Below are 21848 nucleotides of genomic sequence, written 5' to 3' on the forward strand. Positions count from 1 at the left end.
GTTAAAAACTGAGCTTTATAACTGCCTTGACAATATGCTCAAAGAGAATCACCGTTTGGATCGTCCCTTTCATGTTCTTTTTCCCCTCTTTCCATTTGATTTCTTGTTCCAGAACAATGGATTCGGGGTTCACGGTTTTCAGGATGCCGATTTTGCCTTCGCCTTCAGTGAGTTGTACCTCAAGGGTGCGGCCAAGGTTGCGGGTATACTGCCGGGCAAACTTCAAAGGGCGAAAAATTCCTGGTGAGGATACATCCAAACCATAGTCTTCGCCCAACCAGCCGTTGGTATCCAAATGGGATTCCAAAAACCGGTGGATGCGTTGGCACTTTTCCAGGGTAATTCCCGAATCGCTGTCGACAAAAACTTCCAGCTGTTTGCCGCCTTCCAGTTTGATTTCGACTGCAAAACAATCCGCGAATTCCGGTTCCGCGAATTTTTCCTGTAGGAGTGCTTCAATCTGTTCGGTAATCATACGCTTTTCATTGGTACTGCTTTCCTGTTTTTAACAACAGCAACAGCAAAGTATAAGCCATTATACACGCAAAAGAGGGAACCATGTGTGATTCCCTCTTTTGAAGTGCTTTTGCCAACTTGGGTGCAAATATAAGCAATGTTTTTGATTCTGAAGAGTTTTTGTACAGTCACGGGTTTATTTTTATTTTTCATTGCTTTTAGAAAAAAATGAAAAATAAAACCTTCTAAGTAAAACCAGGGTTTTGTAATTTTGTTCTTTTGCAAAGCAAACCATTGTCCATGCATACTGAAGAATTATTGCAAAGAGCGCTGCGCTTCGATTTTTTGTCCGCAGAGGAAGGCCAGTTCCTGTTTGAGCAAGCCCCTACTGCCGATTTGATGTACGTAGCGCACCAATTGCGGCTCAAACAAGTGCCGGGCAATCACGTCACCTGGATCATCGACCGCAATTCCAATACGACCAACGTATGTTTGGCCAATTGTAAGTTTTGTAACTTCTACCGCCGTCCGGGCCACGGAGAATCGTACGTGACTTCGATAGAAGAGTACAAGCAAAAAATTGAAGAAACCTTCTCCTTTGGCGGTGAACAGTTGTTGCTTCAAGGGGGCCATCACCCGGATTTGGGCTTGGAATACTACACGGGGTTGTTTCGTGAGCTCAAATCCTTGTACCCCAATTTGAAGTTGCATGCTTTGGGGCCACCCGAAGTGGCGCACATAACGAAGTTGGCCAAGTCGACCCATTACGAAGTGTTGAAAGCGCTGAAAGAATCGGGGCTGGATAGTTTGCCGGGAGCCGGAGCTGAAATTTTGGACGACCGCGTACGCCGCCTCATCTCCAAGGGCAAATGTGGTGCCCAGGAATGGCTCGACGTCATGCGGGCGGCCCACCAGTTGGACCTCACTACCTCGGCCACGATGATGTTTGGCCACATCGAAACCAACCTGGAACGGATGGAGCACCTGGTCAAAATCCGTGAGGTGCAAGCCGAAAAACCTGCCGATGCCAAGGGTTTTCTGGCCTTCATCCCCTGGCCCTTCCAGGATGAGGACACGATCCTTAAAAAACTCAAACGCGCCCGCAACACCGTTACGGGCGACGAATATGTGCGCATGATCGCCATCAGCCGCATCATGTTGCCCAATGTGCTTAACATCCAGGCTTCCTGGCTGACGGTGGGCAAACAGGTGGCGCAAATCTGTTTGCATGCGGGTGCCAACGATTTTGGCAGCATCATGATTGAAGAAAATGTGGTTTCGGCTGCCGGTGCACGCTTCCGCTTTACGGCCCAGGGCATTCAGGATGCTATCAGTGAAGCAGGTTTCGAACCCAAATTGCGCAACCAGCAATACGAGTTCCGGGAATTGCCGACGAATATCCGTCAGCAGGAGTTGGATCGGGTCGAAATGATTGTAGATTAGTTTAGGGAGGTTGAGAAGGTTTAGGCTACCGCAAATGATGTTGACAAGAACTTTGTCAAAATCGCTGCGGTAGCCTAAACCTTCTCAACCTTTCTCAACCTCCCTCAACCTTAAACACCATAAAACCATGTTTGTAACCCTGATCCAGGCACGGCTAAACTGGGAAAACCCGGAAGCCAACCGCGCTTATTTCAGCGAAAAACTGGCGGCACTGCAGGAGCCGACTGATCTGATTGTGTTGCCTGAAATGTTCACTACGGGTTTTAGCATGAACCCGGAAAACCTGGCTGAACCAATGGATGGGCCGACGATGCAGTGGTTGGCCGAACAAGCCCGTAGCAAGCAGGCGGTCATCACCGGGAGTTTTATTGCCACGGAAAATGGCCGGTATTTCAACCGCCTGGTCTGGATGCAGCCCGATGGGCAGCTATACACTTACGATAAGCGACACTTGTTTACATTAGCCGGGGAGCACGAGCACTATACTCCAGGGCAAAAACATTTGATTGTAGAATGGAAGGGTTGGCGGATTATGCCCCTGATTTGTTACGATTTGCGCTTCCCGGTGTGGAGCCGCAATACGCAGGCTTATGATTTGTTGTTGTACGTGGCCAATTTCCCGGAAATCCGCAGTTACGCCTGGCAGCAGTTGCTGACTGCAAGGGCGATTGAAAATCAAGCATATACTATAGGTGTAAATTGTGTGGGTACCGACGGCAAAGGCATCCAATATTCTGGCGATACGGTACTGCATGATTATGCGGGGGAAGTCTTGTACCGGGTTTCACATACGGAGGATGTGTACACCGCTACCTTATCCAAAGAAGATCAGGATCGTTTTCGGCAAAAATTTGCTTTCTTGCAGGATAGTGACACCTTTACTTTTAACACTTAACCGCTACATGGATGCGCTGGATCACTTGGCTACTCGGCAAAGAATGGGATCAACCCTTACCCAAAGGCAGGTTCAGCGAACTGCGCCCGGATATGCTGATGATTACGTTGCGCAAGTTGCAGTCGCGCATCACGGAACGTTTTCCTGAGGCGGGTCTGGGTAAGGTGAGTAAAGAATTGACCGAATTGGGGCAATACGGCATCCACATCTACCCACGTTTGCACCAACCGATGTGGGCGCTACGCATCCTCACTGCTACTTCCATTCTTACTTTGGTTGTTGTAGTGGCGATTCTGGGCTGGCGTAGCATTCAAACCCTCTCACACAAAACCGATGGCTGGAGTGATTTTTTGCAAGGCCTGGAAGCAGGCATCAACGAGGTTATTTTTTTATCCATCGCGATCTTTTTTTTGGGGAGCATCGAAATGCGCTACAAACGTAGTTTGGCCTTGCGTTCGCTGCACGCCCTACGCAGTTTGGCCCACGTAGTGGACATGCACCAATTGACCAAAGACCCCGCCATCATTCTGGCGGGCACCAGCTTCAAACCCACGGAGTCTTCACCTCATCGTACGATGACGCCCTATCAGCTCACCCGCTACCTGGAATATTGCTCGGAAATGCTCGCACTGACCAGCAAACTGGCAGCCTTACACGTGCAATTCCTGGATGATCCAGTGGTGTTGAATGCGGTGAATGACATTGAGTCGTTGACGCAAGGACTGTCTAATAAGATCTGGCAGAAGATTATGATTCTGGATTTGGCGGGGCCGGAGTTGGACGAATAATTGCCACATTTTTGAAATAGCAACAAAACCTCAATGGACTTTCACACATTCGCCACCGCATCCCGGCCACTCCGCATTGCCGCATCCAACGACGCATTCAGCATTTGATCCCCCGCCAAAATGATGCTATTGCTCAGCGCATATTGCGTGCTCGGGATGGCATACCGCAATGCCTCCACAATGGGCAAAGACTGTGGAATGTGGAAGGTTTTGAGGTGAGTCAATTCCAAATCGGTCCGATTTAGCACTTTTTTCAAAGTAGCACTCACCGTTTCCGGCGTCGCAATCGTATCCGATTTGAGTGAAACTGAAATCAACACTTTTCCCGCTGGAGCATAATCCCCCGATACCTCGCTCAACACACAAAAGCTGTTGATGGGGTTGTCTGCATCGGCGATCAGACCAATGAGGGGAGCCTGAAGAGGGCTGAAATTGGCAGCAAAATAGAGGTTGTAGGTACCACGATAGGCTTGGGTTTGGCCACGCAGGCCCGGGATCAAATTCGTAGGATTGCCGGTAACGATGACCCGGTCGAATTCCAGGCGTTCGCCAGTGTGGGTGATCAGGTAGTTTTCCTGAATCTCTTGTACGGGGGTATTGAAGCGGAAAGTGGTTTGTTGGAGCGTTGCCTGGAGTTGTTTGACCAGCTCCTCCATACCCTTGGCTGGAATGGCCGCGTATCCTTTGCCGAACATTTTGAACACAAAGCGAAACATCGTAGCGGGGGTACTCAGTTCATTCTCCAAAAAAATCCCCCCAAAAAAAGGCCGGAAAAATTGCTGGATGATCCGCTCGCTGAAACCGTATTGGCGCAAAAAATCAAGAGTGGATTGGGGGTTCCCGTCAAAAATTTGTTCGCGGGGCGTGCTTTGTAATTGGCGGTTCAGTTGCCAGATTTTGATTTTGTCCCACAGCGATCCGATTGGTGAAAACAGGGCCGTCCAGAGTTGGGAAGGGTCACGCAGGGGATCAGAAAAACGAAAGGAGCGCCCGCCTGAATAAATCGCTGCACCCGGTTGGAAATGACGCAAATTGAGTTTGTCCAAATCGAGATAACGCTGTACTTCAGCGTAGTCAGTGAGCAAGACCTGGAAGCCATGATCGAGTAAAAAACCATCTACCTGTTCGGTTTTGACGCGCCCGCCCGCCCGATCGCCCGCTTCCAGAATCAGGGGCTGGTAGCCTTTTTCTTCACAGTGCCGTGCGGCGATCAGGCCCGCTACGCCTGCGCCAACGATGATGATCTTCTTTTTCATAAGGCCCTCTAAATGTAAATTTTAGCTACGCTTAGGTGGCTCTTGAGTGGCTGAGGTTTCTTAGGTGGTGAAAAATGCTTTGCTACTCATGTTCTTTTTCACCACCTTAGAAACCTTAGACACCAAAGAGCCACTAAAGAAGACTAGTAAGCCCGCTCGTCGCGCTTTTCCATGTAGTTGATAAATGCACGATTCACCACTTTGTTCCCGCCAGGCGTAGGATAATTTCCAGAAAAATACCAGTCGCCATTGTTATCAGGACAAGCCGCGTGCAAACCCGCCACCGATTGATAAATCACCTCGATTTTTGGTTTGATGCCTTTGGGGGTGACGATTTTGGCGATTTGTTTGGAGATTTGTTCGTCGGTATATAAGTCGTACAAACTTTGCACCTCGTTGCGGATGAGTTCTTTGGGCAAGCTCTCTTGCGCCTTGCTGCGTTGATAAGCCTCTTCCAACAAATGGGTGCGGCCATCATGCTTGAGTAGGTCCACCAGTGCTCGGAAAGCGACAAATTCTCCCATTTTTGACATGTCAATGCCGTAACAATCGGGGTAGCGAATTTGGGGTGCTGAGGAAACCACAATGATTTTTTTCGGACGCAAACGGGAGGCAATTTCAATGATGCTGTCACGTAGCGTAGTACCCCTCACAATGGAGTCGTCCATCAGCACCAGGGTGTCTTGGTCGTTGTGCACCAGGCCGTAGGTGACGTCGTATATGTGTGAAACCAGGAGCCCCCGGGCGGTAGTATCCGCGATGAAGGTGCGCACTTTTTCGTCCTTGACCACCAGGCGTTCGATGCGCGGCTTTTGCGCCATGATTTTTTCAATCTTCTTGGGCTTCAGCTTGCCTTCTTCGAGCGCTTTGATCAGTTTTTGCTCCCGAATCAAGTCCAGGTTTTCGTACAAACCTTCAATCATGCCCATAAAAGCCGTTTCGGCGGTATTGGGGATGAAAGAAAAAACGGTGTTTTCAAAATCGTAGCCCACCGCTTCGAGGATGGGTTTCACCAACTGATGCCCCAATTTTTTGCGCTCCAGGTAAATGTCGCGGTCGTTGCCCCGGGAGAAATAGATGCGCTCAAAGGAACAACAGTGCCGCTCGCTGGTGTCGGTAAAGGGCAATTCTTCTACCTTACCTCCCTTTTTGATGATCAGGGCATGGCCCGGAGTCACCTCTTTGACGCTGTTGATGTGTACGTCCAGGGCGGTTTGAATGGCCGGGCGCTCGGAAGCTACCACTACAATTTCGTCATCGTGGTAATAAAAAGCGGGGCGAATGCCGTTGGGGTCGCGCATCACAAAAGCGTCGCCGTGGCCGATCAGGCCGCACATGACGTAGCCCCCATCAAAACGTTTGCTGGCGCGGCGCAGCAGGCGCTGGATGTCCAGTTGTTCAAAAATATAGTCATTGATCTCCATGTTGGTATAGCCATCAGGCTTGAACCAGGTATGGAGGCGTTGTACTTCGTCGTCGAGAAAATGGCCAATTTTTTCCAAAACGGTGACCGTATCGGATTTTTCCTTGGGGTACTGCCCCAGCTCTACCAATTCCTGAAAGAGCTCGTCTACGTTGGTCAGGTTGAAGTTGCCGGCGAGGAGCAGGTTCCGGTTGATCCAGTTGTTTTGGCGCAGAAAAGGGTGGCAGGTTTCGATGCTGTTGTCGCCGTGGGTACCGTAGCGCAGGTGGCCTAGGAGGAGTTCACCGACGTAGGGCAGGTTGTCTTTCATCCAGGGCGCGTCACTCAATTGTTCGTCGCTGAGGTTGCGAAAGTGTTTGCTCCAAATTTCATCAAACAGTTCGGTGAGGTAGTTGTTCGGCGTGACGTTGCGTTTGCGGCTGATGTATTTGGTGCCCGGTTTGGGATCTAGTTTGATGGTGGCAACTCCAACCCCGTCCTGGCCCCGGTTGCGTTGTTTTTGGAGGAGTAGTTTCAGTTTTTCTAGCCCGTACAGTGCAGTTCCGTACTTTTTTTGATAGTATTCCAAGGGCTGAAGTAAACGAATGAGAGCTATACCACATTCGTGCTTAATAATCTCGCTCATTGTATGTGTTGGTTGACGAATTCGGCCGCAAAGGTACGGTAGAATGTGGAGAAAACAGCGGAGAGGGAAGCTTAGTTGAATCTTGTTTGGAAAGTTAGCCCGAATGTCTGAAACTTTCCAGGGGAGCGTTCTGGACTTTTACTTTGCCGCCGGGCATTAACAACAATAAAAATAAAAAAATATTATTCAATCTGTTGCACAGAAGAATTTACCTTAGTTTAACCCTCACTTTCCCTTCAGTCCGTATTTTTACCCCAAATCCGCACCATGAAAAAGCACCTGCTTCTCTGCACGCTCCTCCTGTGTCTCAGTAATCTCCACGCCCAAACCTGGCTCAAAGGCAACCTCCACACCCACTCCCTCTGGAGCGACGGCGACGACTACCCCGAAATGATCATGGCCTGGTACAAGGCCTCGGGTTACCATTTTGTAGGGCTTTCCGACCACAACACCCTGCAGGAAGGTGAGCAATGGCGCTGGATTCCGCGGGCACCGGAGCGCCGTCGGGCTTTTGGCCGCTACTTGCACACCTATGGCAGCGATTGGGTGGTGTACGAAAAACGCGGGAAAGACTCCCTGCGGGTGCGTCTGAAAACCTTTAAAGAATACGTGCCACTTTTTGAAGAAAAAGGGCGTTTCCTCATTTTACCCAGTGAAGAATTATCGGCCAGTTATGCGGGTAAGCCGCTGCACCTCAATGCCACCAACATCAGAGGGTTTGTGCCCGTTCAACGGGGCAATAGTGTGCGAGAAGTACTCCAAAGCAACATCGACGCAGTAATGGCGCAGCGGCGCATCAGTGGGCAACCCATGTTTCCACACATCAATCACCCCAATTTCCACTTCGCCATCAGTCCCGACGACATGCTGGCGCTGAAACACGAGCGCTTCTTCGAAGTGTTCAACGGCCACCCGGCGGTGTTCAATTATGGCGATAGCACCCACCTGGGGATGGAGCCGCTATGGGATCAGATCAACCTGCATTACGCCCAAATTGGGCAACCGCTGATGTATGGCCTGGCCACCGACGATAGCCACAATTACCACTTTTTTGGCCTGCAATACGCCAATACGGGCCGAGGCTGGGTGATGGTACGGGCAGATTCCCTGCATGGCGGGGCAATCGTAGAAGCGATGGAGGCTGGGCAATTCTACGCCACTACCGGGGTGGAGTTGGCCGATTTGCAACAATCTTCACAAGCCATCGCCCTGCGCATCAAAACGGAACCCAATGTGAAGTACACGGTTCAATTCATTGGTGTGAAAAAAGGCAAAAATGTATCAGAAATCCTGCGCGAAGTGGCCACGACTCATGGCGACACCAGCCTGATTCGCTACACTTTGCAGGGTGACGAATGGTTTGTACGCGCCAAAATCAGCTCGAACAAGGAAAAGTTCAACCCCTATTTTCCAGAAGACAAAGAAGTCGCCTGGACTCAGCCGGTTGGCCCCACCCATTGGCCAACGATAGCCAATGTTTCCCCTCTACCCAATGCCCATGCCCACAACGATTACGAGCACAACCGCCCGCTATGGGACGCTTTGGAACAAGGGTTTACCAGCGTGGAAGCCGATGTGTACCTCTTACAGGACTCCTTATACGTGGCGCACAACCGCCCCTATTACCGCGACCCGGCGCGTGGCCTGGAAAAACTGTACCTGCGCCCACTGCGGCAACGCATCCGGCAAAATGGGGGAAAGGTTTATCCCAATTTCACTCAACCCTTCTATTTGTTTGTCGACATCAAAACCGGAGCTGAGGATACGTATGCGGCACTGGAAAAAACCTTTCAGCGCTATCGGGACATCCTCAAAGCTTGTACGCGAAAAAACTGCAATCAGGCACCCGTGCAAATTGTACTTTCGGGCAATCGCCCCATTGAAACCATGAGCAAACAAAGCGAAAGGCTGGCTGGCTTGGATGGCCGCCCCGGCGACTTAGGTAAAAAGATTTCCCCCCAACTCATGCCCATCATCAGCGACAACTATCGCAATCATTTCAAATGGTTGGGCCAAGGGGAAATGTCTGCCGAGGAAAAAACCAAACTATTGGATTTGGTCAAAAGAGTCCACGCAGAAGGCAAAAAGCTGCGCTTTTGGGCTTCGCCCGAAAATGAACAAGTATGGCAAACCCTGCGCAGTGCCGGGGTTGACTTGATCAATACCGATCGTTTGGAAGAATTGCGCAAGTTTTTGAGCACAACAAAATAAAAGGTACACTAACGCAACAATTTTCTCCGTTATTTTGCACTAAGTACCAGATCACAATCGAAGGTACTTAATTAAACCTAGTACAATACATGCCCAATAGCAACAATTACGTAGCCATCATGGCAGGAGGCGTTGGCTCCCGCTTTTGGCCCGCGAGCCGCACCGCTCGCCCAAAACAATTTTTGGACATCCTGGGAATTGGGAAATCGCTGCTGCGCATCACCTTTGAGCGCTTTTTGTCCCTTTGTCCCGCTGAAAATATTTTCATTGTCACCAATGGCATTTACCGCGATTTGGTCAAAGAGCACTTGCCAGAGCTAAGCGACAACCAAATTCTCTGTGAACCTTCACGCAACAATACTGGTCCGTGTATCGCTTATACCGCCCTTAAATTGCAGGCATTAAACCCTGAAGCAAATTTGGTGGTTGCTCCCTCGGATCACATTATTTTGCAGGAGATCAACTTCATCCAGGCTTTACAAACTGCCCTGGATTTTACAGAAAAGAACAATGCGCTACTGACTTTGGGCATCCAACCCACCCGCCCGGATACGGGTTATGGCTACATCAATTTTGACAAAAAAGCTACGGAGGGTAATGTACACCAGGTGCTGAGGTTTACCGAAAAACCACCGCTGGATCAAGCCCAGGCTTTTTTAGCCAGTGGTGATTACCTCTGGAATGCGGGTATTTTTATCTGGAAAGTGAAAAACCTGATCGAGGCTTTTGGACAGCATTCCAGTGAAATTCTAGACGTTTTGAATGCCGAACCTGAAAATTTCAACACACCGGGTGAACAAAATTACATTAATCGGGTTTATCCTATTACACCCAATATTTCCATCGACTACGCCATCATGGAAAAAGCAGGTAACGTGTATACCATTCCCTCCAGTTTTGGGTGGTCGGATTTGGGTACTTGGGCTTCTTTGCATTCCGAAGTGAAGCAAGATGACCAAAACAATGTTACTAACTTGGGTTCCAATTTGTTGTATAATGTCAAAAATTGCTTGTTACGGGCACCAAAGGATAAATTGGTGGTAATCAAAGACCTTGAAGACTACATTGTGGTGGATGAAGGAGACATTTTGCTCATTCATCCAAAGGCCAAAGAACAGGAGATCAAAAAGATAACCGAAATACTTGGCCAGCAGTTTGGCGACAGTTTCCTCTAAAAGTATACTATTTTCAGTGTTTAAATGCTTTGTAGCGGTTTGGTGTACCGCTCAGAGGCTCTAAAGTTTTGCCCATGTTTTTTGAGGAAACAAAGTCGCCAAAAATAATGTTGATATCCAACAGCACTTGGAATATCCATAATTTTTGGATGGAGTTGATTGATCAATTGTATCAGGCTGGTTACGAAGTATTGGTGGTTGCTGCACCCGACCAATTCACTCCTTTTGTGACCCAAAATCTCAATCTGCGTTTTATTCCGCTGAAATATTTGCATGCAACGAGTATCAATCCCGGGTATGATTTGCTTTTGCTGGATGAACTATATCAAATCACCAAACGGGAAAGCCCTGCTGCTATTTTGACATTCACCATCAAGCCTAACATTTATGGTAGCTTTTTGGCGAAGCGACTCAACATCAAAGTCATCCCTACCGTAACGGGTTTGGGCTATACCTTTGTCAATAAACGTTGGCTGAACAACATTGTAAGCAAACTATACACTACGGCATTCCAAGCGCTTCCTCAAGTCATTCTTCAAAATCGTTCGGACCTTTCATTGCTCAAAAAATATAAAATCCTCAAGGAGAATCAAGGCATCATCCTTCCTGGTGCAGGTGTGAATACCGAATTTTACAGTGCGGCCCCGATGCCCGCTTCCGATCGTTTCGTTTTTTTATTTTTGGGCAGGATTCTGTCAGATAAAGGGATTCGGGAGTTGGCGGTAGCTGCGCAACACGTTCGGCGCACTCATCCTCAGGTGGAGTTCTGGATAGCGGGCATTCAACCGGAAAACCATCCGGCAGAGATCAATAAAGTTGAATTTCAGCGTTGGATTGACCAGGGCATTTTTAAATATTGGGGTTGGCGTACGGATGTAAGGCCTTTGATTGAGCAGGCTCAGGCAATCGTTTTGCCTTCCTACCGAGAAGGTTTGTCCAGCACCTTGTTGGAGGCGATGTCAATGTCAAGACCACTCATTGTTACGGATGTTCCAGGCTGCCGTGAAACCGTACAAGTAGGTTACAACGGCTGGTTGGCCAAGGTTAAAGACGCTCATGACCTGGAACGTTGTTTACTCGAAGCCATTCAGACCCCGCCAGAAGTATTGAACCAGATGGGCAAGAATAGTCGGGAAAAAGCGGTACAAGAGTTTAGTATCGAACAGGTAAATCGTGCCTATTTGGATCTTTTGGCCAAAATTACTTTTGCAGAAGTGAGCTTAATTGAGCTTAATTGAGCCATAATTCCTTCATAATGACAGATACAAGCACTTTTTAATACTTTAAGGGTATGCCTAAAACCGGCATTTTGCAAATTGCCTACTACTTTCCACCCATTAAAACGGTGGGTACACTGCGCAATGCCCGTTTTGCACACAGTGCCAAAAACCATTGGTCAAAAGTGTATGTGCTGAGTACCAGTCATACTCAAGTTTTTGATGTCGAAACGGGCCAGCCTATCGATGCGATAATATTGCGGGTGCCCAGTTATGATTTTCGCTGGTTGCTTTGGTTGTTACGCCGCAAAAAAGCGACCCATTTTTCACCACAATTGAAAAAGCAAGCGGGCATTTCCTGGATCCGCCGCGCCATAGACAGTTTTCCGCTCAACATCATCCTGGGCGACGGTGGGTTTTTTTACCTGCTCATCGGCTATTGGAGTGCCGCTGCTTTGATTAAAAAAGGTGAAATATCCCACCTGTATTCTTCTTTTCGCCCGATGTCCGATCATTTTTTGGCTTATCTGCTGCATCGGCGTTTCCCGTTTTTGATTTGGATAGCTGATTTTAGGGATGTACCTGTAGACCCACTGTTAAAGAATGTGTGGTGGCCAGGATTTCAAGATTGGATTTTGCGCAAACTGCTGCGTCGGGCAAGTTTTTTGACGACGGTTTCTGAGGGTTTGGCGCAATACCTCCGTACAACATACCAGCGTCCGGTGCAGGTAATGCACAATGCGCCCTTGCTCCAACAAAGCGATGAAGTACAAATTCAAGATTTTGAACAATTTACCATCGTTTATACCGGTTCCTTGTACCCGCAGCAACAAAACGCAGGGCCTTTATTTTTGGCGCTTAAAGCCTTGCTCGACGGAGAACTACTACCCACAGCTCAACTGCGCTTACTGGTTTGTGGCAAAGATGGCGCACTTTGGCAAAGCTGGGCGGCGGCCTATGGTTTGGCCAATATCCTGGAAGATCGGGGCATGCTCAGTCATGCTGAGGCACTTTCTTTGCAGCACAGTGCTCAAGTAAATTTATTGTTGAGCTGGAATAGCCCCAAACTTGGGGGCATCCTCACCTCCAAGGTCTTTGAATATTTACAAGCGCAACGACCCATTTTGGCTATTGTCAATGGCTCGCCAGATCCTGAGTTGGAAACCCTGATCAGCACCTCTTCCCCCGTGAGTTTGGTGCTTTATCCCGATCAAGACTTCACCGCACTGAAACGTTTTTTACAAACGGCATACCTGAATTGGCAGCAGGGAAAAAAATCGTATTTAAGTTTACCTGCTACTCCAAGTTGGGAAAATGAGATGGAAAGGGTATTTGGTGACGTTTGAGACCAATCATGCGTGCGAAAACACGACAATTTTAGGGGTAAATCCGCTATTTAGCGACCTCAGCGCTTTTTTTTACCCACAACCTATGCAAGATTTCAACAAAGCAGTATTTTCGTTCGTTCTTGGTGAGAATAATTAAAGTTTTAGCTTAATGGAATATACATCCGACGTTGAAGCCGTTGACGCAATGGCACAATCTTATAAGGATCTGAAGAAAGAGATTGGCAAAGTGATTGTAGGACAAGATGATGTGGTGAGAGCCGTAATCATCGCCCTGTTTAGCAATGGACACAGCTTATTGGTAGGGGTGCCAGGATTGGCCAAAACCCTGCTGGTAAGTACGATCGCCGAAGTACTTGACCTCGACTTCAAACGCATCCAATTTACTCCAGACTTGATGCCTTCGGACATTACTGGTTCGGAAATCTTGGACGAAGACCGCCACTTTAAATTCAATCGTGGCCCTCTGTTTTCCAACATCGTTTTGGCTGACGAAATCAACCGTACTCCGCCCAAAACCCAAGCTGCGCTTTTGGAAGCGATGCAAGAAAGATCGGTAACGGTAAGTGGCACCCGCCACGAGTTGCCCAAACCGTTCTTCGTGTTGGCTACACAGAACCCCATCGAGCAGGAAGGTACCTACCCATTGCCCGAGGCCCAGCTGGACCGTTTCATGTTCAACATCACGTTGGACTACCCTTCATATGAGGAAGAATTGGAGGTTGTGCGTGGTACTACTACCGCCCAAACGATCCAACTGAATCATATTCTAACGGGTGCTCAAATTTTGGGTTTCCAGCAGCTGATCCGCAAAATTCCGATTGCCGATAACGTGTTGCGCTATGCCGTAACGTTGGCGACTAAAACCCGTCCCAAAACCCCCATGGCAACGGATATGGTCAACAATTACATCTCCTGGGGCGCAGGGCCACGGGCATCACAATATCTGGTATTGGGTGCCAAGTGCCATGCGGCCATCAGTGGCAAATACTCCCCAGATATTGAAGATGTCCAAACCATCGCCAATTATGTGCTGCGCCACCGGATTGTGCGCAACTATAAGGCGGAAGCGGAAGGCATCAGTGAAGAGAACGTAATCAAAAGCCTGTTCTAATAAGTTGAGAAGGTTTAGGGAGGTTGAGAAGGTTTAGGCTACCGCGAGCGGCACTCAACCTTCTCAACCTCCTCAACCTCCCTAAACCTTCTCAACTTTGCTTTCAAGTATTATGACGCCATAATTTTTCTGTTATTCATTCTGAAACGGCGCGGAGCTTTTCTGCGCCGTTTTGCATTTTAATCCAGCCAAATCCGTACATTTCCGTTTTGAAATTAGTCCGTTATGGCTCGTAAAAGATTTTGGGAACTGCTGTTTTTTTTGGGATTGTGCCATTTCCTTGGCTCAGGTTGTGTCAAAGATAGTCCCGAAAAACCTTTGCCGCCTGCTTTGGGGAAGCTCAATGAGTTGACCATTGTAATGGATACCCTCTGGTGGCAAGGCAAAATTGGCAGCGAGGTAAGGGGACACTTTTCAGTAGCTTTTCCCTTTGTGGCTCCTGCTGAACCCCTGTTCAAAGCCCAATACTACTCACCCAATCGCTTTCTGACCAATCCAAAATTTTTGGCTCAACGCAACTGCCTAATCATCATTCGAAAATATTCCTCGAATGCTCAAGAACAGGCCTTGGCCAAAATCATCGAAAGCCGCCTCAGTCAGGAACAACTCAAGCAATGGCGCGACAATCAGGTTTTTGCCATGGATAAAGTTTGGTCGGACCCACAGCGGGTGATGGTCGTTGCGGTTAATGATGAAAAACAAGCCTTGCAACTCTGGGAACAATATTACCCCACCATCTATCAACGGATTCGGGAAAACGAGACCCATTTGCATGAATCTACATTGTTTAAAAAGAAGCCCGATGATGCCATCAACCGCAAACTCTGGGAAAATCATAAAGTGGATCTGGATTTACCCCGTGGAACCCAGATCATCAGCAGTACCGATTCCATTTCCTGGTTGCAATATCCCTATCCTGAGGGGGGGGCTTTGTGGCTGTTGATTCGCCGTACTACCGTAGCTGAACTGGCCAGATCTAATCAGTCACCTGAATCAACACTACAGGGCATTTTGCGGCGAACTCCCGCACCTGCTCCGATGTACGGGGGGGGAGGCATTCGTCTGGAAGAAAAAAATCCACCCTTGTTCACCTCTACCATTCGGTATCAAAAAACAATCCCCGCCACGGAATGGCGAGGATTGTGGTTGCTTGGTGCTAAAACGGGGTCCTTCATTTGTCAGTTGCCCAATTTTCCGCCAGACGCTCCGGTCCTACTAGCCGGTTTTGTAGAATCCGCTCAATCCAATAAAGTAGAAAAATTATTGGAATTGCAATTCTTGTTGCAGCGGCAACGGACGGAGATGAAACCGTAGGGAGTGAAAAGTGAATAGTGAAAAGTGAATAGTGAAAAGCAGGTCCACCAGTTGTTTTTCATCTGTCAGATGTATTTTTTCACTCATCACTCATCACTCATCACTCATCACTCATCACTCATCACTCATCACTCATCACTCATCACTCATCACTCATCTCATCTTCCGTACATCTCCCCCCAAGAACTGCTTCACCCGTTTTTCTTTGGGTTCGTTTTCGTATAAAATTTCGCCTCCAATATTGGCGGAAGCCTCCAACAGCTCAGTGACCTGTACCTCTGCGCGACCACCTGTGCTGGTTTTAACCGAAGCTTTTTCTCCAACTAAGTCTGAACAGCGGCATACCCCGCCCGTGCTGGCATTGATGTCTTGGTTAGTGGCAGTGCCTTTCAGGTTCAACTGGCCGCCTTCAGAGGCGCTGGCATCCAGATTTTTGACATTGAGGCTCAAATCTAGTTGTCCACCTGCAGCAGCACTAGCCGAAAATAAATCGGCGCTGAGGGTTTCTTTACAATCCACTTTTGCTCCGGCGTTGGCTCTTACCCCACGTAAACTTTTGTAGGTCACGTAGGCTTTGACAATTTCGTTTTTGTACAAAAAGCCATTCAAAACCTGGATGCGCAGGACTCCTTTGGACACTTTTACCTCAATTTCTTTTTCAGGAATGCCATCAATGTAAAGGACCACCTTATTGGCATCACCTGCTTCCAGGTGCATGGTGATACTCCCGATGGCACTGACTTGATCAAAACTTTCCACTTGCACTTCCTTTTGTGCGTGTACCTGAATCGTTAAGGCTAAACAGAACAATCCTAGCAGCAATCCGATTTGCATCAATCGTTTCATATTCTTTTTTTTAGTTGAGTAGTTTAGGAGTTGAGAAGTTGAGATCTCAACTTCTCAACTCCTAAACTCCTTCAGTAGGATGCTAAGAACGCCCGCTGCCCCTATTTTAGCACCCAGATAAAACATAAACGCGGCTGAAAACCAAAAAAATCGAGCTTTACCCGGCAATAAACCCGAATTTTTGCCATTTTTGCACCCTAATTTAGTATTACTCAAACAAGCATTTACAATGACCCAGCAAGCGGATCTGTTCAAGAAGTTGGTTGCACACAGCAAAGAGTATGGTTTTATCTTTCAATCGAGCGAAATTTACGATGGGCTTGCTGCCGTGTACGATTACGGTCCCTACGGTGTAGAACTCAAAAATAACATCAAGGATTACTGGTGGGCGGCAATGGTGCAGATGCACGACAACATTGTAGGCTTAGATGCTGCCATCTTTATGCATCCCAAGACCTGGAAGGCTTCAGGGCACGTGGATGCATTCAACGATCCTTTGGTAGACAACAAAGACAGCAAGAAACGCTTCCGCGCCGATCAGTTGATCGAGGAGGAAATTGATAAAATGTTGGGTAAGGCAGATAAAGAAGTGGAAAAAGCCAAGAAAAAATTTGGCGACTCCTTCGACGAAGCCCTTTACCGCACCACCAACCCGCGGGTACTCGAATATTCCCAAAAGGCCCAGGTAGTTACCGATCGGCTCACTGCCGCGATGTCGAACGGAGACATGGCCGCCATGAAAACCATCATCGAGGATTTGGACATCACGGACCCTGATACTGGTTCCCGCAACTGGACGGATGTGCGTCAGTTCAACCTCATGTTCAACACCCAATTGGGCAATATCGCCGGCGAAGAAGGTAAATTGTACCTACGTCCGGAAACCGCGCAGGGTATTTTTGTGAACTTCCTGAACGTCCAAAAGTCAACGCGGCAGAAAATCCCTTTCGGGATCGCCCAAATTGGCAAGGCGTTCCGGAATGAAATTGTAGCCCGGCAGTTCATTTTCCGCATGCGTGAATTTGAACAAATGGAAATGCAGTTCTTCATCCGTCCCGGTGAAGAAATGAAGTGGTACGACTACTGGAAACAAACTCGGATGAACTGGCACCTCAAAATCGGTACCCCTGCGTCCAAACTGCGGTTCAAAGACCACGACAACCTGGCCCACTACGCCAATGCTGCGGTCGACATTCAATACGAATTTCCTTTTGGGTTTAAAGAATTGGAAGGGATTCACTCCCGCACCAATTTCGACCTCAGTAGCCACCAGGAGCTTTCAGGCAAAAAATTACAATACTTTGACCCTGAGCTCAATGAAAATTACGTACCTTATGTGGTCGAAACTTCAGTAGGCGCAGACCGGATGTTCCTAGCCATGATGAGTGAATCTTTAAAGGAGGAAAGTGTGCCTGATGCCAAAGGGGAAGACTCTACTCGGGTAGTGATGAAATTGCATCCAGCACTGGCGCCTATAAAGGTTGCAGTATTGCCATTGTTGAAAAATCGCGAAGAACTGGTCAATGCCGCTACGGATGTGTTCAACAAACTGAAGTTCTCTTTCCAGTGCCAGTACGACGAAAAAGACGCCATTGGCCGTCGTTATCGTCGTCAGGATGCCATTGGTACTCCATATTGTGTGACCATCGATTTTGAGACCTTGGAAAACAATACTGTGACCATACGTGAACGCGATAGTCTTAAACAAGAACGTGTCCACATTGATAAGATTGAAGAAATTGTCCGCCAGCGGGTTGACATGAAAACGTTGTTGGGGTAACCCTACGTGGTTACCCAACAAGGGCGATCACGGAGGATCGCCCCCACGGAAAACCGCTGCGCAATTCAATTTCGCAGCGGTTTTTTTTATATACAAAATCTTGTGACGTTCTTTTGACTTGAAGAACAGGCGAATCCAGTAAATTCCTCGTTAAACTAAAATGCGTAGCATCCAAAAACCGAGCATTCATGAGTAACTTTACAAAACAACCTTCGATGCAAGCTACCCCCAGCCGACGGATTCGTTCCTTTTTTGCCTTTTCCCAACCACTTTGGTTGGCTTGCAGCCTCTGGTTGCTCGCCAACCCAATTTTCGCCCAACGCAACCTTACTTTGTCCCAATTGACCTTTGCGCCACAATCGTACTTGGTCAATCCAGGGCGGATTCCACTGTCCAAATACAACATTGGTCTACCCCTGATGAGCGGGGCCAATGGCGCAGTGAGCAGTTCCGGCTTCCGGTTGGGTGATTTTCGAGAGGGCAGCAGCAATGGTGAAGGCAGTCAAGACAATCCCTACAAAAGATTCCTGGATGACCTGGATCAACAAAATTACGCCCAGATGGACATCGGTGTGAACTTGTTGGATTTGGGCTTCCGCATTGGCTCCCGCAACTACATCAGTATTTTCGCCAATGAAACCATGAACGCCTTCATGAAATACCCCCGCCCCTTGGCGGAGATGTTGTTCAACGTAGGCAACAGCAAAATTGTCAACCGCACCTACGACATTCAGAGTTTCCAGTACAACGTCATCCAATACCGCTCCGTTGGCATTGGTTACACCCGCCAAATCAACAAAAAACTTTCGGTGGGTTTTCGGGCAAAGTCTCTGATGGGCATTAGCCAGATCCAAACCAGTAATGACTCCATGCGCTTTGTCAGTGATGCCGATGATCGTTTTTTTGGAGTTTTGGGCAACTTGAGTTTTATGAGTTCGGGCGCTCAAAATTTGAAGCCTTATTATTCCATCCTGGGCAATTTGAATTTTGGCAATTTGGCTACCCAGGCGCTACAGCGAAATCCATCTAATTACCTGCAAAACACCGGAAACAATGGCTTTGCTTTTGACCTTGGCCTGCAATTGAATGTCAACGAGGAATTGGATTTATATGCCAGTTTGCTCAATGTGGGTAGCATTACCTGGAAAAATGACGTCACCATTAACCCCTTGGCAGACGACAATATTGAATTTCCCACCCAGGATTTGGACTATTTCAACTCCGAAGTATTGGAATTTGTAGACAGTCTAGGACGGAAAGCAACCATTGACACCACGTTCAAAACCCGCTTGCCGACCATGTTGTACGTAGGTGGTAGTTATTTTGTATCGCCAACCACGTCTATCGATGTCGTGCTCAATCCGCGGTTTTATTTGGGCGAAGTAGATTTTGGCTTTGCGGTAGGCATTACTACGCGGGTAAACAAAATTTTGCAAGTAGGAGGCAACGTCTCCTCTTTCAATAAATCGACCATCAACTTTGGCTTGGGGGCTGCACTCAACCTGGGCCCTGCGCAATTATACCTGGCTTCAGACAACATCATCCCGATCTTCGCCTTCAGTAGCGCTAAAACCGCTCATTTCAACATGGGGCTTACCTTCAATTTTGGCCGCCAAACCCGCGATGAACGGTATGCGGAGTTGAATCCCAAAAAGAAAACCGACCCAAAGAAAAAGGAAGAGCCCAAGGAAGTCTTGGCCAACAATAAGCCCAAAGAAAACGATAAGAAATCCAATAATCCCCCGGGCACTACAGCTCGGGCAGTAGTGGATTTGCCCCCTTCAGTCTCTTTGGTGGGCACTGTTTTTAATGGCGTAAGTAAAGAACAACTCACCGGAGTGGCATTGGAAGTTTATGTTCAGAACACCGATGGTACCGAGGCATTACTTACCAAGCGCACTTTTGGCAATGGCATTATTTTGCTCTCCTTGAAGCGCGAAAACAACCACCGCCTGGTACTGCGCAAAGCTGGTTTTTCGCCCAACGAAACCATCATCAGCACCGATGAAATGGGTGGACAATCGCAATTGAAAAAAGAATTTGAACTCAATACTGGCGTACAGGCGCCACCTACTATTGTTGCTCCAATAACGGAAGAAGAGGAAGTAAGGGTGCCCGAACGTGTACTCATCCCCGAGCGCAAGGTAGAAACGCCACCTGTAGAAGAAAAACCTGCTCCGGTGGTCGAAACGCCACCACCACCTAGTTCTTCCAAACCAGTGGTCAGCGTATCCACTCGTCCCGGACGCGTAATCGTCTACCGAGTACTCGAAAACTCCACTATCCGCCAAAACCCAGATGAACGGAGTTTGGAGCTCTTACCGGTGGTGATCGGCCACCGCCTGGAGTTGCTGGAAAAATCCAATGATGATTGGTGGAAGGTGCGTTTCCGGGATTTCGTTGGGTATTTGCCTGCGCGAATTTTGGAGCTGGAAGAATAAAAGACACAGTACCAAAGCGGCATTTTTTTAGCACAAAGGATAAAAAAGAGGACGCAAAGAACACAAAGCGAAGCGTCGTCAACGTCTAACTTTGTGCCCTTTGTGCTGCCTTGGTGTCCTTTGTGAAAAAAAATGCCGCTTTGGTTCTTCGCGGTTCAACTCAATAACCAGTAACCGCTTTTATTTCAACTGTGTTTCAGCAAAATACCGCATCGACTTCTGCAAAAACTGAACATACTCCGGATTCGCTTTCCCTTCTACCATGGTAAAACGCTCATCCGCCACATAGAGGTCGCCCAAACCTGCATAGGCTTCTGCTTGTAAATCAGGAGATTGAGCCGTGCCCCAAAACCCACGAATATTGTGGTAATGCCGCGCGATTTGCTGCTGTACAATGGCGCTGTGCGGATCTTCCTGCATCATGGCGATGAGTTTGATAGCAATGTCTTCCATTTCAGCCTTGAGCTGTTGGAAGCCTGCTTTGCCTAAACTGCGCAGGTGCTGTTCGGATGTTTCTATAGTTTCCGCGCCGTATTTGGTGATCGCTTCATTGCGATAGGTTGTGCCCATTTCTTTGGGCAATCCCTCGTATAGTTCTTCGTGTGACAACATCTGTTTTGTTTTTAGCTTGTGAATGGTTGTGTCGATCGTCGCCATTAAAGTCTGAATGCGCTCCTGCCGGCTGCGTAGCGCCAGTTTGTGACTTTCCAGGGCTTGAATGAGGTCAAAATGTGGATCGTTTAGGATATCCTCAATGGCTTTCAGCGAAAAATCGAGCTCTTTGTAAAAAAGAATCTGCTGCAAGCGCAACAACTCTGCCTCCCCATACACCCGGTACCTGGCCTCGGTGCGAACGGCTGGTTTGAGCAGGCCAATCTGGTCGTACAGGTGTAAGGTGCGCACACTTACGCCGGCGAGTTTGGCCAGTTGTTTGACGGTATACTGCTTCATTTTTGTCCTCATTTTGATCGACGGGACAAAGGTAGGGTATGACGTAAGGGGAGAGTCAAGGGGGGAGGGGGAAAAATCGCAGATATTTAAAAATTCAGGGTTATTTAAAATGTAAAACTTAAAATTTTGTTTATTTTTATCCAAATCTTTTTATTTAAAAATAGAAACACCTGGTTGTATGAACTACAAATACCAACAAGATTACGATCTGCTGGTTATACCCTGTCCACCAATCGATTATCAGCCTAAAAATATTGAAGCTGTATACCGTTGGGTATTTGACGACATCCAAGATTCAAGAAATTTTATACCTCAATACCATCGAAAACCTCAGCGATTTCTTCATAAAGAAGGTATTGACAAGTGTAAAGGAATGGCCTTATCTTTGTTTAGTAATTTTGATGGTGCTTTGAAAAGATATGCTGAACTAAGAGCCTGTAAAAATTTAAGATTTTACAGATGTGAGGAATGAGAAAAAAGGAATCAGCGGTAATTTGGTTGGAGAAAATTTGCAAATATGTACCCAACCAACATCACTGATTCCCAATGGGAAGTTATAAGTTCTTT

At 47.8% G+C, this 21848-nt stretch carries 18 protein-coding genes; 12 read left to right on the forward strand and 6 right to left on the reverse strand.

Annotated features, from left to right (window positions below; all coding sequences use genetic code 11):
• Position 1: 1 nt before the first annotated feature.
• Both rimP and ACEW9O_RS13485 read right to left on the reverse strand, forming a co-directional pair.
• Positions 2-475 carry a ribosome maturation factor RimP gene (gene rimP / locus ACEW9O_RS13480; protein WP_373550695.1) on the reverse strand — a complete coding sequence of 158 codons (474 nt, stop codon included), beginning with the start codon at positions 473-475 and terminating at the stop codon, positions 2-4.
• Complete coding sequence (locus tag ACEW9O_RS13485) at positions 472-762, reverse strand: hypothetical protein (RefSeq protein WP_373550696.1); 291 nt, start codon at positions 760-762, stop codon at positions 472-474. The genes rimP and ACEW9O_RS13485 overlap by 4 nt, the downstream gene beginning before the upstream one ends.
• On the opposite strand from ACEW9O_RS13485, the gene mqnC reads away from it, so the two are divergent.
• The 3 genes from mqnC (at position 757) to ACEW9O_RS13500 (ending at position 3582) form a co-directional block, all read left to right on the forward strand.
• Entirely contained in the window at positions 757-1899 is a 1143-nt protein-coding gene (gene mqnC, locus ACEW9O_RS13490; RefSeq protein WP_373550697.1) for a cyclic dehypoxanthinyl futalosine synthase, read from the forward strand. The two genes, ACEW9O_RS13485 and mqnC, sit on opposite strands and share 6 nt — an antisense overlap.
• Positions 1900-2026: 127 nt before the next feature.
• Positions 2027-2794: an amidohydrolase gene (locus tag ACEW9O_RS13495; RefSeq protein WP_373550698.1), complete on the forward strand. Its 768-nt coding sequence runs from the start codon at positions 2027-2029 to the stop codon at positions 2792-2794.
• Between the two features lie 11 nt (positions 2795-2805).
• Positions 2806-3582: a hypothetical protein gene (locus ACEW9O_RS13500; RefSeq protein ID WP_373550699.1), complete on the forward strand. Its 777-nt coding sequence runs from the start codon at positions 2806-2808 to the stop codon at positions 3580-3582.
• Positions 3583-3623: 41 nt separating this feature from the next.
• Here ACEW9O_RS13500 and ACEW9O_RS13505 read toward each other — a convergent pair whose 3' ends face one another.
• On the reverse strand, positions 3624-4838 hold the full coding sequence (locus ACEW9O_RS13505; protein WP_373550700.1) for an NAD(P)/FAD-dependent oxidoreductase: 1215 nt from the start codon (positions 4836-4838) through the stop codon (positions 3624-3626).
• 143 nt (positions 4839-4981) lie between these two features.
• Positions 4982-6886: an amidophosphoribosyltransferase gene (locus ACEW9O_RS13510; protein ID WP_373550701.1), complete on the reverse strand. Its 1905-nt coding sequence runs from the start codon at positions 6884-6886 to the stop codon at positions 4982-4984.
• Between the two features lie 267 nt (positions 6887-7153).
• Between ACEW9O_RS13510 and ACEW9O_RS13515 the strand changes: the two genes are divergently transcribed.
• The 6 genes from ACEW9O_RS13515 (at position 7154) to ACEW9O_RS13540 (ending at position 15263) form a co-directional block, all read left to right on the forward strand.
• Positions 7154-9097, forward strand: a complete 1944-nt coding sequence (locus tag ACEW9O_RS13515; RefSeq protein ID WP_373550702.1) for a histidinol-phosphatase — start codon at positions 7154-7156, stop codon at positions 9095-9097.
• 89 nt (positions 9098-9186) lie between these two features.
• Entirely contained in the window at positions 9187-10272 is a 1086-nt protein-coding gene (locus tag ACEW9O_RS13520) for a mannose-1-phosphate guanylyltransferase (RefSeq protein ID WP_373550703.1), read from the forward strand.
• 107 nt (positions 10273-10379) lie between these two features.
• A complete protein-coding gene (locus ACEW9O_RS13525) occupies positions 10380-11510 on the forward strand; it encodes a glycosyltransferase family 4 protein (protein ID WP_373550704.1) in 1131 nt (376 codons plus the stop codon).
• A gap of 53 nt (positions 11511-11563) precedes the next feature.
• Entirely contained in the window at positions 11564-12835 is a 1272-nt protein-coding gene (locus ACEW9O_RS13530) for a hypothetical protein (protein ID WP_373550705.1), read from the forward strand.
• Between the two features lie 151 nt (positions 12836-12986).
• Positions 12987-13949 (forward strand): AAA family ATPase, encoded by a 963-nt coding sequence (locus ACEW9O_RS13535; protein ID WP_373550706.1) that lies wholly within the window; start codon positions 12987-12989, stop codon positions 13947-13949.
• A gap of 225 nt (positions 13950-14174) precedes the next feature.
• Positions 14175-15263: a DUF4837 family protein gene (locus ACEW9O_RS13540; protein ID WP_373550707.1), complete on the forward strand. Its 1089-nt coding sequence runs from the start codon at positions 14175-14177 to the stop codon at positions 15261-15263.
• Positions 15264-15416: 153 nt separating this feature from the next.
• On the opposite strand, the gene ACEW9O_RS13545 is transcribed toward ACEW9O_RS13540, so the two are convergent.
• Positions 15417-16109, reverse strand: coding sequence for a head GIN domain-containing protein (locus tag ACEW9O_RS13545; RefSeq protein WP_373550708.1), 693 nt, complete (start codon positions 16107-16109; stop codon positions 15417-15419).
• A 229-nt stretch (positions 16110-16338) separates the two neighbouring features.
• Here ACEW9O_RS13545 and ACEW9O_RS13550 point away from each other — a divergent pair, with 229 nt between their 5' ends.
• Both ACEW9O_RS13550 and ACEW9O_RS13555 read left to right on the forward strand, forming a co-directional pair.
• Entirely contained in the window at positions 16339-17889 is a 1551-nt protein-coding gene (locus tag ACEW9O_RS13550; protein ID WP_373550709.1) for a glycine--tRNA ligase, read from the forward strand.
• A gap of 188 nt (positions 17890-18077) precedes the next feature.
• Complete coding sequence (locus tag ACEW9O_RS13555; protein ID WP_373550710.1) at positions 18078-20330, forward strand: DUF5723 family protein; 2253 nt, start codon at positions 18078-18080, stop codon at positions 20328-20330.
• Between the two features lie 180 nt (positions 20331-20510).
• Here the strand turns inward: ACEW9O_RS13555 and ACEW9O_RS13560 are convergent, their stop codons facing one another.
• Positions 20511-21281, reverse strand: a complete 771-nt coding sequence (locus tag ACEW9O_RS13560) for a MerR family transcriptional regulator (protein WP_373550711.1) — start codon at positions 21279-21281, stop codon at positions 20511-20513.
• Positions 21282-21459: 178 nt separating this feature from the next.
• Here ACEW9O_RS13560 and ACEW9O_RS13565 point away from each other — a divergent pair, with 178 nt between their 5' ends.
• Positions 21460-21753 (forward strand): hypothetical protein, encoded by a 294-nt coding sequence (locus ACEW9O_RS13565; RefSeq protein ID WP_373550712.1) that lies wholly within the window; start codon positions 21460-21462, stop codon positions 21751-21753.
• Positions 21754-21848: the final 95 nt, after the last annotated feature.

It is taken from the genome of Haliscomenobacter sp. (assembly GCF_041740695.1).
GTDB lineage: Bacteria > Bacteroidota > Bacteroidia > Chitinophagales > Saprospiraceae > Haliscomenobacter.